General features: G+C 60.3%; 19 protein-coding genes. 14 read left to right on the top strand and 5 right to left on the bottom strand.

Features of this window, described 5'->3' with window-relative positions:
• Nucleotides 1-42 precede the first annotated feature (42 nt).
• Genes QD336_RS18835 through QD336_RS18825 form a run of 3 tightly spaced genes read left to right on the top strand, consistent with a single transcriptional unit; the run spans nt 43 to nt 3,054 of the window.
• On the top strand, nt 43-1,242 hold the full coding sequence (locus QD336_RS18835) for an ROK family transcriptional regulator (RefSeq protein WP_269342976.1): 1,200 nt from the start codon (nt 43-45) through the stop codon (nt 1,240-1,242).
• Nucleotides 1,243-1,294: 52 nt separating this feature from the next.
• Nucleotides 1,295-2,395, top strand: a complete 1,101-nt coding sequence (locus QD336_RS18830; RefSeq protein ID WP_499171725.1) for a Gfo/Idh/MocA family protein — start codon at nt 1,295-1,297, stop codon at nt 2,393-2,395.
• A 17-nt stretch (nt 2,396-2,412) separates the two neighbouring features.
• The gene (locus QD336_RS18825; RefSeq protein WP_499171724.1) at nt 2,413-3,054 is read left to right on the top strand and encodes a ThuA domain-containing protein; all 642 of its coding nucleotides are present in this window, start codon (nt 2,413-2,415) and stop codon (nt 3,052-3,054) included.
• A 124-nt stretch (nt 3,055-3,178) separates the two neighbouring features.
• Here QD336_RS18825 and QD336_RS18820 read toward each other — a convergent pair whose 3' ends face one another.
• Nucleotides 3,179-4,537, bottom strand: a complete 1,359-nt coding sequence (locus QD336_RS18820; protein WP_499171723.1) for an amidase — start codon at nt 4,535-4,537, stop codon at nt 3,179-3,181.
• A 323-nt stretch (nt 4,538-4,860) separates the two neighbouring features.
• Here QD336_RS18820 and QD336_RS18815 point away from each other — a divergent pair, with 323 nt between their 5' ends.
• The 3 genes from QD336_RS18815 to QD336_RS18805 all read left to right on the top strand — a co-directional run bounded on the left by QD336_RS18815 (nt 4,861) and on the right by QD336_RS18805 (nt 9,075).
• Entirely contained in the window at nt 4,861-7,176 is a 2,316-nt protein-coding gene (locus tag QD336_RS18815) for an EAL domain-containing protein (RefSeq protein ID WP_499171722.1), read from the top strand.
• Nucleotides 7,177-7,206: 30 nt separating this feature from the next.
• On the top strand, nt 7,207-8,100 hold the full coding sequence (locus QD336_RS18810) for an amino acid ABC transporter substrate-binding protein (RefSeq protein ID WP_499171721.1): 894 nt from the start codon (nt 7,207-7,209) through the stop codon (nt 8,098-8,100).
• 72 nt (nt 8,101-8,172) lie between these two features.
• Nucleotides 8,173-9,075, top strand: a complete 903-nt coding sequence (locus QD336_RS18805; RefSeq protein WP_499171720.1) for an amino acid ABC transporter substrate-binding protein — start codon at nt 8,173-8,175, stop codon at nt 9,073-9,075.
• Between the two features lie 151 nt (nt 9,076-9,226).
• On the opposite strand, the gene minE is transcribed toward QD336_RS18805, so the two are convergent.
• From minE to minC, 3 genes are read right to left on the bottom strand one after another with little or no spacing between them, the layout of a single operon-like run.
• Nucleotides 9,227-9,487 (bottom strand): cell division topological specificity factor MinE, encoded by a 261-nt coding sequence (minE, locus tag QD336_RS18800; protein WP_020809474.1) that lies wholly within the window; start codon nt 9,485-9,487, stop codon nt 9,227-9,229.
• On the bottom strand, nt 9,484-10,299 hold the full coding sequence (minD, locus tag QD336_RS18795; RefSeq protein WP_269342963.1) for a septum site-determining protein MinD: 816 nt from the start codon (nt 10,297-10,299) through the stop codon (nt 9,484-9,486). Before minD ends, minE begins: the two co-directional genes overlap by 4 nt.
• Before the next feature lie 35 nt (nt 10,300-10,334).
• Complete coding sequence (gene minC, locus QD336_RS18790; RefSeq protein WP_269342962.1) at nt 10,335-11,063, bottom strand: septum site-determining protein MinC; 729 nt, start codon at nt 11,061-11,063, stop codon at nt 10,335-10,337.
• Between the two features lie 409 nt (nt 11,064-11,472).
• Between minC and QD336_RS18785 the strand changes: the two genes are divergently transcribed.
• The 7 genes from QD336_RS18785 (at nt 11,473) to uxuA (ending at nt 18,465) form a co-directional block, all read left to right on the top strand.
• Complete coding sequence (locus tag QD336_RS18785; RefSeq protein WP_499171719.1) at nt 11,473-12,159, top strand: HAD family hydrolase; 687 nt, start codon at nt 11,473-11,475, stop codon at nt 12,157-12,159.
• A gap of 166 nt (nt 12,160-12,325) precedes the next feature.
• Nucleotides 12,326-13,042 carry a FadR/GntR family transcriptional regulator gene (locus QD336_RS18780; RefSeq protein WP_448735804.1) on the top strand — a complete coding sequence of 239 codons (717 nt, stop codon included), beginning with the start codon at nt 12,326-12,328 and terminating at the stop codon, nt 13,040-13,042.
• 63 nt (nt 13,043-13,105) lie between these two features.
• Nucleotides 13,106-14,080 carry a sialic acid TRAP transporter substrate-binding protein SiaP gene (locus QD336_RS18775; protein ID WP_269342958.1) on the top strand — a complete coding sequence of 325 codons (975 nt, stop codon included), beginning with the start codon at nt 13,106-13,108 and terminating at the stop codon, nt 14,078-14,080.
• 60 nt (nt 14,081-14,140) lie between these two features.
• Nucleotides 14,141-14,713, top strand: coding sequence for a TRAP transporter small permease (locus tag QD336_RS18770; RefSeq protein WP_269342957.1), 573 nt, complete (start codon nt 14,141-14,143; stop codon nt 14,711-14,713).
• A gap of 4 nt (nt 14,714-14,717) precedes the next feature.
• On the top strand, nt 14,718-16,124 hold the full coding sequence (locus tag QD336_RS18765) for a TRAP transporter large permease (protein WP_269342956.1): 1,407 nt from the start codon (nt 14,718-14,720) through the stop codon (nt 16,122-16,124).
• 69 nt (nt 16,125-16,193) lie between these two features.
• Nucleotides 16,194-17,240: an L-idonate 5-dehydrogenase gene (locus tag QD336_RS18760; protein WP_499171718.1), complete on the top strand. Its 1,047-nt coding sequence runs from the start codon at nt 16,194-16,196 to the stop codon at nt 17,238-17,240.
• A 16-nt stretch (nt 17,241-17,256) separates the two neighbouring features.
• Entirely contained in the window at nt 17,257-18,465 is a 1,209-nt protein-coding gene (gene uxuA, locus QD336_RS18755) for a mannonate dehydratase (RefSeq protein WP_499171717.1), read from the top strand.
• Nucleotides 18,466-18,494: 29 nt separating this feature from the next.
• Here the strand turns inward: uxuA and QD336_RS18750 are convergent, their stop codons facing one another.
• Entirely contained in the window at nt 18,495-18,845 is a 351-nt protein-coding gene (locus tag QD336_RS18750; protein WP_269342951.1) for an antibiotic resistance protein VanZ, read from the bottom strand.
• 246 nt (nt 18,846-19,091) lie between these two features.
• On the opposite strand from QD336_RS18750, the gene QD336_RS18745 reads away from it, so the two are divergent.
• Nucleotides 19,092-20,603, top strand: coding sequence for an aldehyde dehydrogenase (NADP(+)) (locus QD336_RS18745; RefSeq protein ID WP_269342950.1), 1,512 nt, complete (start codon nt 19,092-19,094; stop codon nt 20,601-20,603).
• The last annotated feature ends 25 nt before the right edge of the window (nt 20,604-20,628 follow it).

Here is a 20,628-nt window from a genome sequence, read left to right as displayed (position 1 = left end):
TATAAATTCGTTTTAGATCGCACCCGATCGCAGCAGGACCTCATGAAGACCGCAGACCCCGAATTGATGCGCGCGATCAACAGGCTGAGCGTGCTGGACAGCATCCGCCGCCATGGGCCAATCTCGCGGGTGGAAATCAGCGAAAGAACACAGCTCTCCACCACGACCGTTTCGGCAATCACCGCTTCGCTGCTGGATGACGGGCTTATCCTCACCCGCCATATCGGCGATATCCGGACGGAAGGCGCACGCGGCAGACCGCGCGTGATGCTGGAGCTAAACCCGGATGCCGCCCGCGTGGTGGGCGCCAAGATCGCCGCGAACCGCATGGTCTTCGTCGTCACCGATTTTTGCGGCAATGTGCTGTCTACCCTTTCCCTGCCGATCCGCGTCGATCGCCAGCCGATCGGCGTCATCGCAGATCTGGTGGAGGACGGGGTGCGCCGCTGCGTCGTCGATGCCGGTTTTTCGCTTGAGGACGTGGACATGGTCTGTCTCGGCCTGCCCGGCGTCATCGAGCATCGCACGGGCAAGATCCGCAGCAGCCCGATCCTGCGGGAGGTGAACGTCAATTTCGCCGAGGAAATGACGGCGCGGCTGAATTCGCCAACCATCATCGAAAGCGACGCACACGCCATCACGCTCGCCCATCATTGGTTCGGCCATGCGCGCGATCTGGAAGACATGGTGCTGATTTCGCTCGAACAGACGCTCGGACTTGGCGTGCTGCATCAGAACCAGCTCTTCCGCGGCGCGGGCGGCCTCAGCCACAATCTCGGCGACCTCGTCATCGGCCTTGCCAATGAGGGCACGGTGCGGCTGGCGAGCCAGGCGGGTGAAAATGCCATTTTGGGCTCGCGCCCGGCGGACGGGCGTTTTGCCGAGGCGATCCGGCTCGGTCGCGGCATGCAGCATGCCCATGCGCTGATTGCGGCGGAAGACCACGATCTTATCGCGGCCGCTTTGCGCGCCGGAGCTGCGCTTGGCCTGACACTTGCCAATATCGTCACGCTGTTTGCGCCACCACGGGTCATCATCACCGGCTCCAGCCTTGAACTGGGCGAGCCATTCATCACCAGCATTCGCGACAGCTACAACGCTGCCGTACCGCCCTCGCTGGCCGGTGTCGCGGAACTGGTTTTCGACGTTGCGAGCGACGAATTATGGGCGCAGGGGGCTGCGGCCGTCGCGCTTTATGAACTTTACGAATCGCCATGGAACACCACGGGACCGGCGCTTTAGCCCACAAGGTTGAGCACGGGATTCGGCATTTCTGATTTACGGGAGGAATCACATGAAAAAGGTCGGTATCGGCATCATCGGCTGCGGCAACATCTCCAGCGCCTATCTCAAGGCCATGGCCTCGTTTCCGATTTTCGATATTCGCGGTCTTGCGGATATGAACGAGGAGGTGGCGAAGGCCCGCGCCGCAGAATTTGGCCTTCAGGCAACGAGCGTCGACGCGCTTCTTTCTGACCCTTCGGTGGAAATCATAGTCAACCTGACAATCCCCAAGGCGCATGTGGAAGTGGGTCTGCGGGCGCTGGATGCCGGTAAACATGCCTATTCGGAAAAACCGCTGGGCATCAATTTCACTGAAGGCAAACGTCTTGCGGATGCCGCAAAAGCGAAGGGCCTGCGCATCGGCTCGGCCCCCGATACATTCCTCGGTGGCGGCCACCAGACCGCACGCCGGCTGATCGACGAGGGCGTGCTTGGCCAGCCGGTCGGCGGAACGGCCACCTTCATGTGCCCCGGCCATGAGCGCTGGCACCCCAATCCTGCTTTCTATTACGAGGTTGGGGGCGGGCCGATGCTGGATATGGGCCCCTATTACATCACCGATCTCGTCAATCTGTTCGGCCCGGTCGCCAAGGTGGCGGGTTTTGCCATTGCACCGCGCAATGAGCGCCTCATCACCAGCGAACCGAAAAACGGCGAGAAAGTCCCGGTCCATGTCGCGACCCATGTCTCCGGCGTTCTGGCTTTTGAGAATGGCGCCGTGGTGCAGGTGGGAATGAGCTTCGATGTTGCCGGCCATAAACATGTGCCGCTGGAAATCTACGGCACGGAAGGCACGCTGATCGTGCCCGATCCCAACCACTTCGGCGGCGAGGTGCAATTGCTGAAAAAGGGCGGCCAGTTCGAACCACAGACGCTGTCATCCCCCTATGCCGACGGCAATTACCGCTCCATCGGCGTGGCGGACATGGCCCATGCCATCCGCGAGAATCGCCCTCACCGCGCCAATGGCGATCTTGCCCTGCATGTGCTGGAGGTCATGGAAGCCTTCCAGACGGCATCGGACAGCGGCACCACCGTTTCCATCACCACCAAGGTGGAGCGCCCTGCTCCGCTTGAAACATCGCTGGTCGACGGCCAGCTCGGCAAATAATCCTGAGGAGGAAATAAATGCGCGAAGCACTCATCGTCTGGGGCGGCTGGAGCGGCCATGAGCCACAGGAATGCGCCACCATCGTCAAGGACATACTGGAGGAAGACGGGTTCAAGGTCTATGTCGAGCATAGCACGGAAGCCTTTGCCGATCCTTCCGTGCATGATCTCAGCCTCGTGGTGCCGATCGTCACCATGTCGAAGATCGAGAAGGAAGAAATCAAGAACCTGACGGCCGCCGTCGAGAACGGCGTCGGCATTGCCGGCTTCCACGGCGGCGCAGGCGACAGTTTCCGCGAATGCGTGGAATATCAGTTCATGATCGGCGGCCAATGGGTCGCGCATCCCGGCAATATCATCGATTACACGGTCAATATCACCCGGCCGGATGATCCGTTGATGCAGGGCATTTCCGATTTTCCCTATACGTCGGAACAATATTACATGCATATCGATCCGTCGAACGAGGTTCTGGCGACAACGAAATTCACCGGCGACCATGCCTGGTGGATCGACGGTGTTGTGATGCCGGTGGTCTGGAAGCGCAAATACGGCAAGGGCCGCGTCTTTTATTCGGCACTCGGCCATCAGGCCAAGGAATTTTCCGTGCCGCAGATGAAGACCATGTTCCGCCGCGGCGCCAACTGGGCGGCACGGTGAGGTTATCGGAGCGACAGCCTTTACCAAAGCGCTATCCGCTCACTCGACGTCATCCTCGGGCTTGTCCCGAGAATGACGGAGGAGAGGTTTTCACGAACTCGTGGGGTGAGCTACAGCCCCCGTCTCAGCCCCGCACGATCTCCTCCGCAGCCATCGCCACACCCAGAACGCGATCATCCGTCCCATGCAGCCCGGAAAGCAGCAGGCCGACCGGCATACCCGCCTCGCCTGTCCCACAGGGGATCGACACGCCGCAGTGATCCAGGAAATTGCCGATCTGGGTGTTGCGCAAGGTCTTGGCATTCATGGCAAAAAAGGCGTCGTCATCCTGAAGCAGCGGCGCCACCTTGGCCGCGACATGCGGCAAAGTCGGCGAAACCAGAAGCTCATCCCTGCCGATCATGCCGGAAAACGCTGCCGTCATGCGTTCGCGCGCCTCGAGAATGGCGATATAGTCAGCCATTGAGATATTCGCGCCGAGCCTTGTTCGGGCAACAACGCGCGGGTCCATGCGTGCGGCATCCGCACCTTCCAGCCGGGCTTTATGCAAGGCGAAGGCTTCCGCCGTTACCAGCGCCCCCTTTTCCTTGATGAGATCGAACAATTCCGAAAAGACCGGAAATGCCTGCCGCCGCACCGAGGCGCCGGCACGCGCCAGCCGTTCCACGGCCTGCTCGAAGGCGGCCGCGACACCCGCCTCAATACCATCGAAAAACACCGTTTCCGGCACCACCAGTGACAGGCCGGAGAGAGATGCATGCTGCAAATCGGCTGCCGTCCTGCCGCGCATGGCGGCATCCACCCAGACGGCGTCCTGCACGGTGCGGGTGAGAGGCCCGAGCGAATCGAGGCTTTTTGCCAGCGGAAAAACACCACGCATCGAATAACGGCCGCGGCTTGCCTTGTAACCCACCACGCCATTGAAGGCGGCGGGAATGCGTACCGATCCGCCGGTATCCGTGCCGATCGCCACCGGCACCAGACCAGCGGCCACGGCCACACCCGCGCCGGAGGAAGAGCCGCCGGGCAGACGGTGGCCATCCGTGGAAGCGGGGTTGCGCGGTGTACCGTAATGCGGATTGATGCCGAGGCCGGAAAAAGCGAATTCGCTCATATTGGTGCGGCCGATGGAGACCATGCCCGCCTGTTGCAGCGCCGTTACCACATCCGCGTCGCGAGATGCCGCAGCATTCTCCGCCAGCACCGTCGATCCGGCCGTGGTCGCCATGCCCTCAAGATCGAAGAGGTCTTTCCACGCCACCGGAATACCATCGAGCACGCCGCAGGAACGGCCCTCGCGAATGCGTTTCGAAGCCGCTTCCGCCTCCGCCATGGCCCGCTCCGCCATCAACCCGACAAAGATCGCCTGATCATCCTCTTCCCGGATCATGTCGAGCGTCTCTTCCGCCAAGGTACGCGGATCGAGATGGCCGCTCTGGATGAGAACGGAAAGCTGCGCGATGTTTTTGCCCCTGTATGCCATGATATCTTCCCTGAAAACGGCGTGTTACGCACAACATGCCGTTTGGCGGCGGATTGGCAAGGCCAGTCACCACGCCTTTGATGATCCGGCGAGGAGATCGTGACGTTTTGGGCTGCGGGCATCGCAACCGTCTTCAATCCATGATTTTTTCAACCGGAGGTGTAGCGTCGCAGTTTCTTATATAAGCTACGACTATAAAAAGACGGATTAATTCTTAATCGCATCTAAACTTTGTTGAATTATTTAGCAGACACCATTGAAATGCATGCCCTATAAAATTCCATAAAACAATTATAACGCGACATCGCGGGGGACTATCGCGAATGGAAGAGACTGCCTATCGCGGGGATAGACAGGTTGAACCGGGCCACACGCTTCGCTCAACGACGCAACCGGAAACAGGCCGGTTTTCGCGACGGCGCTCGCTCGCCAGCAAGATAACCCTGATATTCCTCGGCGGCGTGATCTTTTCCTACAGCATCGGCGCGCTCGTCGGCTGGTACATGTTCGTTGCCGCGGCGAGCGAACAATGGCTCAACCAGGCCCGCGTCAATTCACAGATCGCCAGCGCCACGCTGCGCAGCATCTATACCTATGTCAGCGTCACGGCCGATACCGACGGACAGGTCAACGGCATATTGACCGACAAGCCGATCGGTGATGACGAATCCATTCTCGTCACCGGCTTCAATCCCAGCGACGTTCTCGCGCTTATCGGCGCGCAGACCAAAAATGCGGTCTGGCTTTTCCGTTATGACGAGGCCGATTCCGGCTTCCGGCAGATTGCGGCCGCCTTCGACAACGCCACCGATGACGATGAAAAACCGCTTGCCACCGATCCGATCTTTTCCAGAGATGCGGTCGCCGCGCGCTTTTCCACCGGTTTTGCGACCATCGGCGAATCCAGCCATTATATCGGCCTGCTGCCGATCATCAGCACGGAAACGAAGAAGCCGATCGGCGCCGTCGCCGTCAGCATCGGCGGTTCGGACGCGCTTTATGGCGCGCAGCGCAAGCTGATCTACAATTCGCTCGCCGCATTGATCGTGGTGCTGACCGTTACCGGCGTGCTGGTAACGGTTATCGCAAGGCATTTCCTCAAACCGGTCCCGGCACTGGTGCAGGCGACGCTCCGGATCGCCCGCGAGGAAACCGATGTCGCTACGCCGTTTCAGGAGCGGCGGGACGAGATCGGCGACATGGCCACCGCCATCGAAACACTGCGCGAGGCGGTTCTGGAACGCGGGCGCCTGCGGCAGATACGCGACATGGCGCAGCAACTGGAGCACATGGCCCATCATGATGCGCTGACCGGGCTGCCCAACCGCGTGCTGCTGATGAAGACGCTGGAAAACCGGCTCGAACATCTTTCCGCATCGGGCCAGCCTTTCAATGTCATGCTGCTCGATCTCGACCGATTCAAGGCCGTCAATGATACGCTCGGGCACGCTGCCGGTGATGCCCTGCTGGTGGCCGTGGCCTCGCGGATTTCTTCCGTCCTCGGTGAAAACGACATGGTGAGCCGCCTCGGCGGGGACGAGTTCGCGATCATACAAGCGACAAACGGTGACTGCGAGAGCGATGCGGCTATGCTGGCCGCGCGGGTGGTGCATGCCGTCTCGCGCAGTTTCAGCCTGGAAGGCAGCGACATCAGCATCGATACCAGCATCGGCATTGCCTGCGCACCGGGCCATGGCACGTCCGCCACGCAGCTTTTGCAACATGCCGATCTCGGCCTTTACCGGGCGAAATCCATGGGCTGCGGTTATTTTGTGTTTTATGAACCGGGCATGGACATGGCGGTGCAGCACAAGCATGCGCTGGAAATAGACATGAAATCCGCGCTCGAAAACCACGAATTCGAGCTGCATTACCAACCCGTGGTCAATCTGCAGAGCGGCCGCATCGTCGCTTATGAAGCGCTGGCTCGCTGGCGGCATGGCAAGCTCGGCCTCATCTCGCCCGATCGCTTCATCGCACTTGCCGAAGAAAACAACTTCATCAAGCCGTTGGGCGAATGGGTTCTGGCACAGGCCTGCATGGACGCGATGACGTGGCCGAAAGATATTCGGCTCGCCGTCAATCTATCCGCCGTTCAGCTCTGCAATGACGACATCGTCCCGATAGTCGACCGGGCGCTCGAGAAATCCGGTTTCCCGGCGGAGCGACTTGAACTGGAAGTGACGGAAACCGCCATGCTGGAACGCGACAGCAGTGCGAGAGCTTTGAAGCTGCTGAAGGAAAGGGGCGTCCGCCTCGCGCTCGACGATTTCGGCACGGGTTATGCCGGGCTCAGCACGCTGACCCATGTCGCCTTCGACAAGATCAAGATCGACCGCGAATTCGTCTCCGGCCTGCCGGCCAATCCGATGTGTTCGGCCATCGTCAACACCATCATCGATATGGCAGAACAGATTGGCCTGAAGGTCACTGCCGAGGGTGTGGAAGACCTGGAGCAGCTCGAAGCGCTCAAGCTTTCCGGGTGCGACGAAGCGCAGGGTTATTATTTTGCCCAGCCCGCACCGCTTGCCCGGATTCTCAAAAACCGCGCCGTCATCGCCCCGATCGGGAAAGATGAATTCAGCGATATCGTCCGGCCGACACAGGAAACCTATTGCCCCCCACAAAAAGCCATTTGAGAAACCGGCCGCCGGCCAAGAGGACATGAAATGCGCCTTTCAGTATTTTGCCTTTTCCTCACATGCTTTGCCCCCATCACCCCGCTACAGGCCGCCGGTGAAGTCGATACGCTTCAGCAGATCGCCAGGACCGCAAAAATCCGTATCGGCTACCGCGAGGCCGAGCCTCCCTTTTCCTATCAATTGCCGAGTGGCGAAGTCACCGGTTTCTCAACCGATCTCTGCCGGGCGATCAGCGACGATATTCGCAGGCAGCTGAAGCTCGAGAGGCTCGAACTTGAATATGTCAAGGCGACGCCCGCCACCCGCTTCATTCTCGTTCGCAGCGGCCAGATCGACATTGAATGCGCAGCAACGACCAATAATAGCGAACGCCGCAAGATCGTCGATTTCTCCTATCCCAACTTCATGACCGCAACGCAGTTTCTCTCCCGCAGGCAGGACAATCTGAAAAACCTCGCAGATCTCGCCGGCCGATCCGTCACATCCGCCTCCGGCACCGTCAATATCGAGCAGCTCAATGCGGTGAACCGGGCAAAGAACCTCAATATCTCGGTGATGCCGACAAAGACCAATGAGGAGGCCTTCGAACTCGTCGTTTCCGGCAAGGCATCCGCCTTCGTCATGGATGGCATATTGCTCGCCGCGCTGGCGGCAACATCGGAGAACCCGAACCTCTATGCGCTCTCGGAAGAAACGCTGAGCGCGCCCGAACCCTATGGTCTGGTTTTCCGGCGCAACGACCCGGCATTCAAGGCGGCGGTCAATGAAAGCCTTCGGCATATCTTCACCGGACCCGCCATCCACGGGCTTTATGAGAAATGGTTCACCAAACCCATTCCGCCAAACGGCATGAATCTGAACCTGCCGATGGCCGCCTCTTTGAAACAGGCCTACGAAAACCCGAGCGAATACCAGGACTGAGAGCGCTGGGCGCCAACCCGCATTGATTTTCATGAAAATGTTTTGATGGATTATTTTGGCTGGAGATGCGCGATGCAGAGATCGACATTGTGGCTTTTGCCTGTTTTTTTAAGTCTTCTGCCGGCCCCTGCGGTCAGCAATGATGCCCAACCGCCGACACTGGAAACCATTGCCAGAACCGGCACCATCCGGCTCGGCTATGGCGACCGGAATATTCCGTTTTCCTATCTGGGCACCGGCCCGGAGCCGATCGGCTACAGCATCGAGCTGTGCCTGAAGGTAGCGGATTCCATCAAGAAGAAACTCGGCCTGCCGGAACTGAAGGTCGAGTTCGTCAAGCGCACGCCCAGCAACCGCATCATGCTTCTCAATGACGGCACGATGGACATGGAATGCGTGGCGAGCACAAATACGGAGGAACGGCGCAAGGCCGTGTGGTTCTCCTACAGCCATTTCATCACCGGCACCCGTTATGTCGCGCTGAAATCCAGCGGTCTGAACACCGTCGCCGATCTTGCCGGCCGCACCGTGGTCGTGACGACGGGAACCATCAATATCAGCCAGTTGAATGTGCTCAATCGCAAATTGGGACTGAACATCGCCGTTCTGCAAAATGACAGCACGGAAGGCGGTTTCGACATGGTGACGGAAAACCGCGCATCGGCTTTCGTCATGGACGATATCCTCCTGCGATCCTTCGTCGCCGAGACCGGCAGACCGGGAGATTATGTCATCTCGAACGAATATCTCGCGCCGCCACAGCCCTATGGCCTGATGCTGCGGCACGGCGATACCGGTTTCCGGGATGCGGTCAATGAAGCGCTGAAGCAAATCTACGCCAGCGGCGAAATCGAGGAAATTTACGACAAATGGTTCAACAAGCCGATCCCGCCAAACGGGATGAACCTCCAGCGTCCCCTGCCCGGCGATCTGGCCGAGGCGTTTCGAAGACCCGTGGATACCACGGCGGAATAGGAAACGGCGGCAAGCGTGAGTGTAATGAGTAGGCTTGCCCTCACACTCGACGTCATCCCTTGGGCTTGTCCCAGGGATCTAATCACATCGCTCTCACTTCGCCGACAGTTTGGCGCCGCCCGGTAGCGGGCGGCGTCCTTCATCGAAGACCTCACGCAGCGCGCAGATCGGCGCCCAGCGGGATTTCGACATCGATCTCCAGGATGGAGACATGTTCGTCGCGATCCATCTTCACATGCACCCGGTCATTGTCGATCTGCACATGTTTGGCGATGACGCCGAGAATTTCTTCCCTGAGGATGGCGACGAGATCGGAGCCCGACGACGCCCTTTCGTGGGCGAGCAGCACCTGCAGGCGTTCGCGCGCAAGCGGTGCCGACTTCTGTTTGCGGAAAAGACTGAAGATGCTCATGCAGCCCTCCTTGCGAAGATCTTGGAGAAGATGCCACGCTTCTCACCCGGGATGACGACCGGAATTTCCTCGCCGGAGAGGCGACGGGCGGCGTCAAAATAGGCCATGGCCGGCGCGCAACGGGCATCCGCCAGCGTGACGGGCGCACCGACGTTCGAGGCGCGCAGTACATCCGTGCTTTCCGGAATGATACCGAGCAGCGGGATGGAGAGGATTTCCAGAACGTCGTCCACCTTCAGCATGTCGCCACGTTCGGCGCGGGCGGAATCGTAACGCGTCAGGAGCAGGTGCTTTTCCATGCGCTCGCCGCGTTCAGCCTTCAGCGTCTTGGAATCGAGCAGGCCGATGATACGGTCGCTATCACGTACCGAAGAGACTTCCGGGTTGGTCACGACGACGGCCACATCCGCATGGCGCATGGCCAGCGTCGCGCCGCGCTCGATACCGGCCGGGCTGTCGCAGATCACCCAGTCGAAGTGTTTCTTCAACTCGTTGATGACCCATTCGACACCTTCCGGCGTCAGATTGTCCTTGTCGCGCGTCTGCGAGGCCGGCAGGAGGAACAGCGTCTCGAGGCGCTTGTCGCGGATCAGCGCCTGCGTCAGCTTGGCATCGCCCTGGATGACGTTGACGAGATCGTAAACCACGCGGCGTTCAGCACCCATGACGAGATCGAGATTGCGCAGGCCGACATCGAAATCGACAACCACGACCTTCTCTTTGTTCTGCGCCAATGCGGCGCCAAGCGCTGCGGTCGAGGTGGTCTTGCCGACCCCGCCCTTGCCGGAAGTTACAACGACTACCTTCCCCATATGGCTCTCTCCTGTTCCTGTGTGTTTATCTGTTATCAGCCGAGTTTCGCGGCCTTGATCGTATCGTTTTCCAGCCAGAGCTGAACGGGCTGGCCACGCAGCTTGTCGTCAATGTCCTCGGCGACCTTGTAGACGCCATCGATGGCCAACAGCTCCGCTTCCAGCTTGCGGCAGAAGATGCGTGCCGAGACATTGCCGAGCGAACCGGCCATGGCCCGTCCGCGCAGCGCGCCGTAAATATGCACCGAACCGCCGGCGATGATTTCCGCCCCCGAAGCGACCGAACCGATGACGGTGACGTCGCCTTCCGGGAACATGATCGACTGGCCAGAGCGCACCGGCTCATTAATGACCAGCGACTGCACCACGGCGCGAACCTCACCCGAAGCGCGCGGCTTTTCTTCCGGCAATTCGGCAGCGACGGTAACCGGCTCCACCTCGACATCGGAAGCGGGCTTGCCGCCCTTCAGCGACGGCGGCATGCCCGGCTCTATCATCGAAGGGCGAACACCCTCGATGCCCATGATGCCGACATTGCGTTCGGTCAGCGCCGCCAGCAGCTCCTTCAGCCCCGCCTTGTCGAGCGACAGCTCCGACACATCCAGAACCACCGGACGCGACAGGAAGAAACCGGCCGATCGGGCGGCCAGGTCATCGAGCCTTTCCAGCCACTGATCGACCGGAGATTCGGGGGACAGGACGACTGCGAGGAAGGAGCGGCCTTTGATACGGATCGAACGCTGGTCTGTTAGCACTTTGGTCATCTTGGTAAACAAATCGTTGACAATTAGGTACCTCGAATATGGTTAACAAATGGTTAACGCCAGTCCCAAAGAGGGGAAACCGTTAAGAAAATTCCATTCGCGAGCATCCTCACGCGGAACTTTCAAAAACTTCCGCTACCTTTTGATTTGACGATGTTCTGCCCTCTGTGAATGCCTATAGTGACACGTCATCCTTGCTGCAGGCTGACGTCCCCGCGGCGTCGCACGCCTCTTCCGCCTCCCCTGCCCCTTCCGCTCGACTCGCTACGATCCCGACACGTCCGATTCTGGCACAACATTTCCGACCCGCCTTGAGCCGGCCATCGATTCCGGGGTGGAAAAGCGATTCCGTTATGTCTTCCGATACTGTAGATACAGTCTGTCCCGACAGTTCCAACGGAAGAATGAGATGCACAGCAAAATCCCGCCGCAGAACCAGATTTTTTCGCAAGATTTTGCGGCCTTCCTGTTCGACATGGATGGAACGCTGGTCAATTCGATCGCCGTCGTCGAGCGGGTCTGGCGGGAATGGGCCGTTGCAAACGGCATCGAGCCGAATGCCTTCCTGCAGCGCATTCACGGCATGCGGGCTTCCGAGGTGATCCGCCGCGAGGCCGTTCCCGGTCTCGATGTGGATGCCGAGGCCGATATGATACTGCGCGCCGAGATGGATGATGTGGAAGGCATCATTCAGATACCGGGTGCGGCAGCTTTTCTTGCCTCTTTGCCGGCGGGAAAGTGGGCCATCGTCACCTCCGCCGTGCGCGAACTGGCTGAGCGCCGGCTTGCTGCGGCCGGTATTACGCCGCCACCCGTCATGATCTGTGCAGACGATGTGGTCAACGGCAAGCCAGACCCCGAAGGTTACCGGAAGGCCGCCGAAAGGCTGGGCGTTGCGCCGGAACGTTGCGTCGTCTTCGAGGATGCGCCCGCAGGTATTCAGGCCGGCGAACGCATGGGGGCTGCGGTGGTGGTTATCAACGTGACCCATTCCCACCCGATCGAAACACCGCATCTTTCCATCGGTGGTTACGGTGAGCTGGATGTGGTGGCTGATAAGAATGGCGGCCTGAAGCTGACAAGCAGCAAAGTCTGAAGAGCGGCCGGCGACCACCGACCCGCTGAACCGCCCTCAGGCATAGCCCAAAGACTTTTCCGAAACGGCTAATTGACAGCGTCGCATAAATGCGCCCTAATGAAATTGGTAAGACCATCTTACCGCTTGCGCGATCGGGGGAGACTTTCGCGCTGGGAGGGAAATCATGTTTGTGGCTCTGGAGCCGCGCCGCCTTTACCGGCTGGTCGCGGAGCAAATTCGCTTGCTCATCGAAAGCGGGGAGCTGACCGAGGGTCAGCGCCTGCCGGCGGAACGGGACCTTGCGGAGCGCTTTGGCGTATCGCGCCCGACCGTTCGTGAAGCCCTGATCGTTCTGGAAGTGGAAGGCCATATCCATATCCGCATGGGTTCGGGCGTTTACGTCAGCGCTGCCGGCAAGCAGGCCAAGGAAAAGCCGCCGGTGCCGGATGCGCATGGGCCGTTCGAAATCCTGCAGGCGCGCTGCATCATCGAGAGCGCGATTGCCGAAGAGGCGGCACGGCTTGCCACGCCCGAATGCATCGCCAAACTCGATGATATCATCGAACGCATGGCTGGCGCGCTCAACAGCTCGCCGCAGGCGCTCAATTTCGACCGGGCCTTCCACACCGCCATCGCCGATATCATCGGCAATTCGGCGCTCAATCGCTTCACCGGCCTGATCTATGACGAGCGCAGCCTGTCACCCTTTTTCGAAAAGCTCGCCAGCTATTTCGAGGGTCCGCACACCTGGAACCTTGCCGTGCAGGAACATCGAGCGATCCGCGACGCCATTGCCGCCAACGACCCGGAAGGGGCCCGCGAGGCGATGCGGCAGCATCTGACGCTGTCGCAAAAGAGATTTTCCGAGAGTTTCGGGGAGGAAACGATCGGAGAAGAGTGACCGTTGCCGCGACCGGCGACGGAAAAAACAACACATCTGGCTTTAATTCGGGAGGAGTTAAGAATGAAAATCAGATTGTCGACTTTGATGGGTGCAACAGCCGCCATCCTGCTTTCCGCCCTGGCGGCGCAGGCGCAGACCACGCTGAAATGGGCCCATGTCTACGAAACCTCCGAGCCGTTCCACACGGATTCGGTCTGGGCCGCGGAAGAAATCGCCAAACGGACGGACGGCCGCTACAAGATCGATGTCTTCCCGGCCTCGCAGCTCGGCAAGGAAGCCGATATCAACCAGGGCCTGAAGATCGGCACCGTGGATATCATCATTTCCGGTTCGAGCTTCGCCGCGCGTGACTTCAAGCCCATCGGCGTCACCTATTTCCCCTATATCTTCCGCGATCCGAGCCACCTCATCTCCTATACCAAGAGCGATATCTTCAAGCGTCTCGCTAAGGGTTATGAAGACAAGACCGGCAACCACATCGCCGCCGTCAGCTATTACGGAACGCGCCACACCACATCCAACAAGCCGATTGCCGCCTGCGCCGACATGGCGGGGCTGAAGATGCGCGTTCCCGATGTGCCGGCCTATCTTGCCATGCCGCGCGCCTGCGGCGCCAACACCACGCCGATCGCCTTCGCGGAAGTCTATCTGGCGCTGCAGAACGGCACCGTCGATGCGCAGGAAAACCCGCTGACCACCATCGAGGCGAAGAAATTCTTCGAAGTGCAGAAGAACATCGTCCTGACCGGCCACATCGTCGACCATCTCAACACGGTGGTCTCGAAAAACCTGTGGTCGCAGCTTTCGGATGACGACAAGAAAATCTTCACCGAGGTCATGCAGCAGGCCGCCGAGCGCACCACCAAGACCATCGAGGGACGCGAGAAGAGCCTCGTCGAAGACTTCAAGAAGCGCGGCCTGACCGTCGCTGAAGTCGACAAGGCCGACTTCGAAAAGAACGTCATCGAAAAAGTGAAGTTCGAGGACTTCGGTTACGACAAGGCCGACTGGGAAGCCATTCGCGCCGTCAAGTGAAGCAAGATCCGGTGCGGCTCCTTTGCCGCACCGCCCTTTCTCTCCAGACGGGATATCTCAATGTCGCAGGAAATCCATACTCAGGTCACGCCTGAGGAGCTCGCCCATACATTCGATGAGGCGCCGCCCGAGGTCGATCTCAAGGTCTATTCATTCGAGGACTGGGTCACGCTTGGCCTTTTCTGGCTGATGACGGGCTGTGTGTTCCTTCAGTTCTTCACCCGCTACGTGCTTAACGACAGCTACGCCTGGACGGAAGAAATCGCCGTCAACTGCCTGATCGGCGTGGTGTTTCTGGGTTCTGTCATGTGCGTGCGCATGTCGCGCCACATCCAGGTGGATGTGCTTTATCACTATGTGCCGCCGCAGGTGGCCCGCGTCATGTCGATCCTTGTCGACGTGCTGCGTATCCTGTTCTTCGCCTACACCTCCTGGCTGATGTGGCGGTATATGGAAATCGTCGCGGACGAGGAAATGGTCACCGTGGCGCTTCCGCGCAGCATTGTTTTTTATACGGTTCTGGCCGCTTTCGTTCTGATGTTCTTCCGGTCCGTACAGGTCTTCATCGCCAATATGCGGCGCGGTTATTCCGTTCTGGAACGGCCTGAAGAATTCCAGAGCGCGGGAGATTGATCACATGCTGCTTCTTATCGGTTCATTTCTTCTGCTGATGCTGATCGGCCTGCCGGTCGCCATTTCCATGGCCTCGGCCTCGCTGCTCTACATCGTGTTCTATAATGTCGCGCCTGATATCATCGCGGCGCAGCGACTGATCGCGGGCGTGGAAAGCTTTCCGCTCCTTGCCGTCCCCTTCTTCATCCTTGCCGGCAATCTCATGAACACGGCAGGGGTGACGGGACGTATCTATTCCTTCGCCGTGGCGCTCGTCGGCTGGATGAAGGGCGGTCTCGCGCAGGTCAACATCATCGGCTCGGTGATCTTCTCCGGCATGTCCGGCACCGCACTTGCCGATGCCGCCGGTATCGGCACCATCGAAATCAAGGCCATGAAGGATCACGGTTATCCGGTCGAGGCGGCCGTCGGCGTCACCGCCGCTTCCGCAACGCTCGGCCCGATCTTCCCGCCCTCGCTGCCCTTCGTCATCTACGGCATGATGGCCAATGTCTCGATTGGCGCGCTGTTCATGGCCGGCATCGTGCCCGGCGTCGTCATGACGCTGCTGATGATGATCACGGTTGCCGTCTTCGCCTATATCAAGGGCTGGGGTTCGGACACACCCTTCAGCCTCAGGACCATCTTCGGCGCGTCGATCGAAGTCTTCGTCGTGATGATGGTGCCGCTCGGCATCTATATCCTCACGGCATTCGGCCTGTCGCTTAACCTGTCGATCCTGATCGTGCTGGTCATCCTGCTCGCCTGCGACTGGTATTTCGACTTTTCCGCCGTCATGGCGCTGATGACACCGGTCATCCTGATCGGTGGCATGACCATGGGCTGGTTCACACCGACGGAGGCAGCCGTCGCGGCCGTTCTGTGGTCGCTGTTCCTCGGCCTTGTCCGTTACCGGACCATGACGTTCAAGACACTGGCGAAATCGACCTTCGATACGATCGAAACGACCGCTTCGGTGCTCTTCATCGTCGCGGCGGCATCGGTCTTCGCATGGTTGCTGACGGTCAGCCAGGCAGCGCAGCTTCTGTCGGCAGCAATCCTCACGATCACCGACAGCAAATGGATCTTCCTCGTGCTGGTCAACCTGTTGATGCTGTTCGTCGGCTGCTTCCTCGACACCATCGCGGCGATCACCATCCTCGTGCCGATCCTTCTGCCGCTGGTGCTGCAGTTCCATATCGATCCGGTGCATTTCGGCCTCATCATCACGCTCAACCTGATGATCGGGCTGCTGCATCCGCCGCTCGGCATGGTGCTGTTCGTGCTCTCGCGCGTGGCGAAACTCTCCGTCGAACGCACGACGGTGGCCATCCTGCCCTGGCTGGTGCCGCTGTTCGTGGCGCTGCTGCTCATCACCTTCATTCCGGCCATCACACTGTGGCTGCCGACGGAAATGGGCCTGATCCGCTAACGAAAACATCCCTGCCCGCGCGGTTCGCCGCGCGGGCTTCTTTCATTCCATATATATGAGGGCATCGTCATGCAGACACGCGTGGCACGTCTATACTCCCGTGAAGATATCCGCGTCGAAACGCAGGACGTGGTGGCCCCCGGCCCCGGCGAAGTGCTGCTGGCCATGGCGGCGGGCGGCATCTGCGGCTCCGATCTGCATTATTATCAGGATGGCGGTTTCGGCCCTGTGCGGGTGCGCGAACCGATCATCTGCGGCCACGAGGCGTCCGGCCATGTCGCGGCTTTGGGCGCGGGTGTGAGCGGACTGACCGTTGGTCAGCTCGTCGCCGTCAACCCTTCGCAACCCTGCGGCCATTGCCAGTTCTGCCTGAAGGGCCAGCCGATCCATTGCCTCGACATGCGCTTCATGGGCAGCGCCATGCGCCTGCCGCATGAACAGGGCATGTTCCGCGACAGGCTGGTGGTTCCCGCGAAACAATGCGCCACATTTTCAGATGCCACCTCACCCGCCGAGGCCGCCTGCACCGAGCCACTCGCGGTCTGCCTGCATGCAGTCACCCAGGCAGGTGACCTGACGGGCGCAAAAGTGCTGGTGACGGGCGCCGGCCCGATTGGCCTGTTGACCATCGCCGCTGCCCGTCATGCTGGTGCAGGCATTATCGTCGCGACCGATCTTACCGATGCGGCGCTGGAACGCGCGCCCGCCATGGGTGCCGACCGCACCATCAATGTCGCGAAGGACGCCGAGCCGCTTTTGCCCTATCAGGACAATAAGGGTTATTTCGACGTCATCTTCGATTGCTCCGCGGCCGGCCCCGCACTTCGCAGCGCCTTCGCCTGCGTGCGCCCGCGAGGCACCATCGTGCAGGTGGGCGTCACGGGTGACATCACCATTCCGCTCAATGCGCTGGTGGGCAAAGAGATCGTCTGGCGTGGCTCGCAGCGCTTTCATGATGAATTCGCCATCGCCGCCGGGCTCATCTCGTCGCGCAAGATCGATGTGCGACCGATCATTTCCCACAGCTTTCCCCTCGGGGAAGCCAAAGCAGCCTTCGAACAGGCCGGAGACCGCTCCGCCGCCTGCAAGGTGCAACTGACATTTTCCGCAGAATGATATTTGAGGATAAAAGATGAGACATACATGGCGCTGGTTTGGCCCGGTCGACAAGGTCACGGTTCAGGATGCGGCTCAGGCGGGTGCGGAAGGCATCGTCAGCGCGCTGCATCACATCGCCACCGGCGATGTCTGGCCGGTAGACGAGATTGCCAAACGGCATGAGGCTATCAAGGCCGGCGGGCTATATTGGGACGTTGTGGAGAGCGTGCCGGTTTCCGAGGATATCAAGACCCAGACCGGTGACTGGAAAAGCCACATTGCCAACTGGCAGGAGACGCTGCGCCGCCTCTCCGCCTCCGGCATCCGCACCGTTTGTTATAATTTCATGCCGGTGCTGGACTGGACGCGCACCGACCTGCGCTGGGAAACGAAGCACGGCGCCAAGGCGATGCGTTTCGATCTCACCGATTTCGCCGCCTTCGACATCCATATCCTGAAGCGCCCAAACGCGAAGGCCGATTACCCGGACTGGCTGATCGAAGAAGCGACAAAACGCTTCGCCGAGATGCCGGACACCAAAATCACCGCGCTCGGGCGAAACATCGGCGCGGGCCTGCCGGGTTCGGCGGATGGTTATACGCTTGCTGAGCTTCTGGAAAAGCTGCGTTCCTATCACGGCATCAACCGGGAACGGCTTCAACAGAACCTGATCGACTTTCTCTCCGCGGTGACGCCGGTTGCGGAAGAGGTTGGCATCAATATCTGCGCCCATGGCGACGATCCGCCGTGGCCGCTGCTCGGCCTGCCGCGCATTCTGTCAACGGAAGCGGACTATGCCCATATGCTGTCCCAAGTCGACAGCCGCGCCAATGGCGTGACGCTCTGCACCGGTTCCCTTGGCGCACGGGCCGATAACGACCTGCCCTTCATCGCCAGCCGTTTTGCCGATCGCATCCATTTCGTGCATCTGCGCAATGTGACGCGCGATACCGATACCGTGCCCTGCTCCTTCTTCGAGGACGAGCACCTGGAAGGCGGAACCGACATGGTCGCCGTTATCGCCGCACTCCTCACCGAAGAGGCCCGTCGCCGGGCGGAGGGGCGCGAAGACCACGAAATTCCGATGCGGCCCGACCATGGACAGGAAATTCTCGACGACCTGACGCGCGGCGCGCAGCCCGGTTACCCCGCCATCGGTCGGCTGAAGGGGCTGGCGGAATTGCGCGGTATCGAGCGCACGCTGTCCCACGGCCGTTTCGGGCTTGCGAGCGGCAGAGACTGAGCAGGGAAACTTGACCGCGGGCTATTACGTCAGCCTGCAGCCAACCGTGCCCGCAACGTGAGATAGGAGAAGGTTGCCAGTCCGCCGGCAACCGCTCCAGCGGCTTTGACGGCGGCGTCCATCAGATGCGGGTGACGCGTCGGCGAGAGGAATTGCAGCGCCTCGATACCGAAAGCCGCGACAATACCCGTCACGATGACCGCCAGCCAATAACGCGGATAGGCCAGCACGAAGGCCGCCGAACAGAAGGCGAAGGCGGCGGCGCGGTCGAGGCCAACAGTCGTCAGCGTGTGCGGACGAAAGCCGATCGGGCAGATTGTAACGATCACGATCAGCAGAAGAACCGACCAGGCGACATATTTCGGAAGTCTGTTTGTCATCATGACGTCATATAAAACGCCGTGCGCGTAAACGGAAGCAGGTCTTTTTTACGTCTCGCCCAATTAATCACACTTTTTGGCCAAATAGTCGAAAAACCGGCTTTCGCTCAGGCCTCACACGGGCTAAGGCAGAAGGCAACCGGACAAGGATCGCGGCTGATGGCCTTGGCGCTGTCGCCTTTCGGTGCGATGTCACGGTGTCGGGTGGATTTTCCACACAGGATCAGATTTTCAGGGAAGAGCACAATGAGTTTCAAGCCGCACGGCAAACATCTGGTTGCAGGAGAATGGGTCGCAACGGAAGCAAAATTCCGCAGCGAGCCTGCACATGGCGAAGCTTTCGATTTTTCGGTCGGCACCGTCGATCTGGTGAACGCCGCCTGTGAGGCAGCCGAAGACGCTTTCTGGAGCTATGGTTACACCACCCGCGAAGAGCGCGCCGCATTCCTCGACACCATCGCCGATGAGATCGAAGCCCGCGCCGACGCCATCACCGAAATCGGCTCGTCGGAAACCGGCCTGCCCGCTGCCCGCCTGCAGGGTGAGCGCGGCCGCACCGTTGGCCAGCTCCGCCTTTTCGCGTCGCATATCCGCAAGGGTGACTATCTCGACCGCCGCCACGATGAAGCCCTGCCGGATCGCCAGCCGCTGCCGCGCCCGGATATCCGCCTAATGCAGCGCCCGATCGGCCCCGTCGCCGTTTTCGGCGCTTCCAACTTCCCGCTCGCCTTCTCCACGGCAGGTGGTGATACGGCCGCCGCGCTCGCAGCCGGCTGCCCTGTTGTCGTCAAGGGTCATTCCGCCCATCCCGGCACCGGCGAAATCGTTGCCGAAGCCGTTCTCGCAGCCGTCAAGAAGCACAATCTGCATCCCGGCGTCTTCTCGCTGATCCAGGGCGGCCGCCGCGATGTCGGTTCCGCGCTCGTGCAGCATCCGCGCATCAAGGCGGTCGGTTTCACCGGTTCGCTCGCCGGCGGCCGCGCGCTGTTCGATCTCTGCGCCCAGCGCCCCGAGCCGATCCCCTTCTTCGGCGAACTCGGTTCGGTCAACCCGATGTTCCTGTTGCCGGAAGCCGTTGCCGCCCGTGGCGAAGCCATCGCCAAGGGCTGGGCCGGTTCGCTCACCATGGGTGCAGGCCAGTTCTGCACCAATCCGGGCATTGCCGTCATTCTCTCCGAGCAGGCGGACGCAGTTGCTGAAACCGCCCGCGCAGCACTTTCCGAAGTCGGCCCGCAGGTCATGCTGACGGACGGTATCGCCGCCGCCTATCGCGACGGCCGTGACCGTATCGCCGCTGGCAATGGCGTGCGCGACGTGCTGACCACCACCTGCAACCTGCGCAACGCAACGCCTTATCTCTACCGGGTTTCCGGCAAGGACTGGGTTGCCAACCACGCGCTTGCTGAAGAAGTCTTCGGACCGCTCGGCCTGATCGTGACAGTCGACAGCGCCGAAGAAATGCTGGAAGTGGCAAAGAGCTTCGAAGGCCAGCTGACGGCAACCCTGCATCTCGATGCCGGCGACGCCGAACTCGGCCGCAAGCTGCTGCCGATCCTGGAGCGCAAGGCGGGCCGCGTTCTCGCCAACGGTTTCCCGACCGGCGTTGAAGTCTCCGAGGCCATGGTTCACGGCGGCCCCTACCCGGCCTCCACGAACTTCGGCGCAACCTCTGTTGGCACCATGTCGATCCGCCGCTTCATGCGCCCGGTTTCCTACCAGAATATTCCTTCGGACGTTCTGCCGCAGGATATCCGCTAAAACAAAGGGGAAGGCGCAAAAGCGC

The organism is Rhizobium sp. BR 250, from assembly GCF_047445855.1.
Lineage (GTDB): Bacteria > Pseudomonadota > Alphaproteobacteria > Rhizobiales > Rhizobiaceae > Agrobacterium > Agrobacterium tumefaciens_I.
The sequence above is the reverse complement of the archived record's forward strand: the minus strand, read 5'-3'. Positions and strand labels throughout refer to the sequence as shown.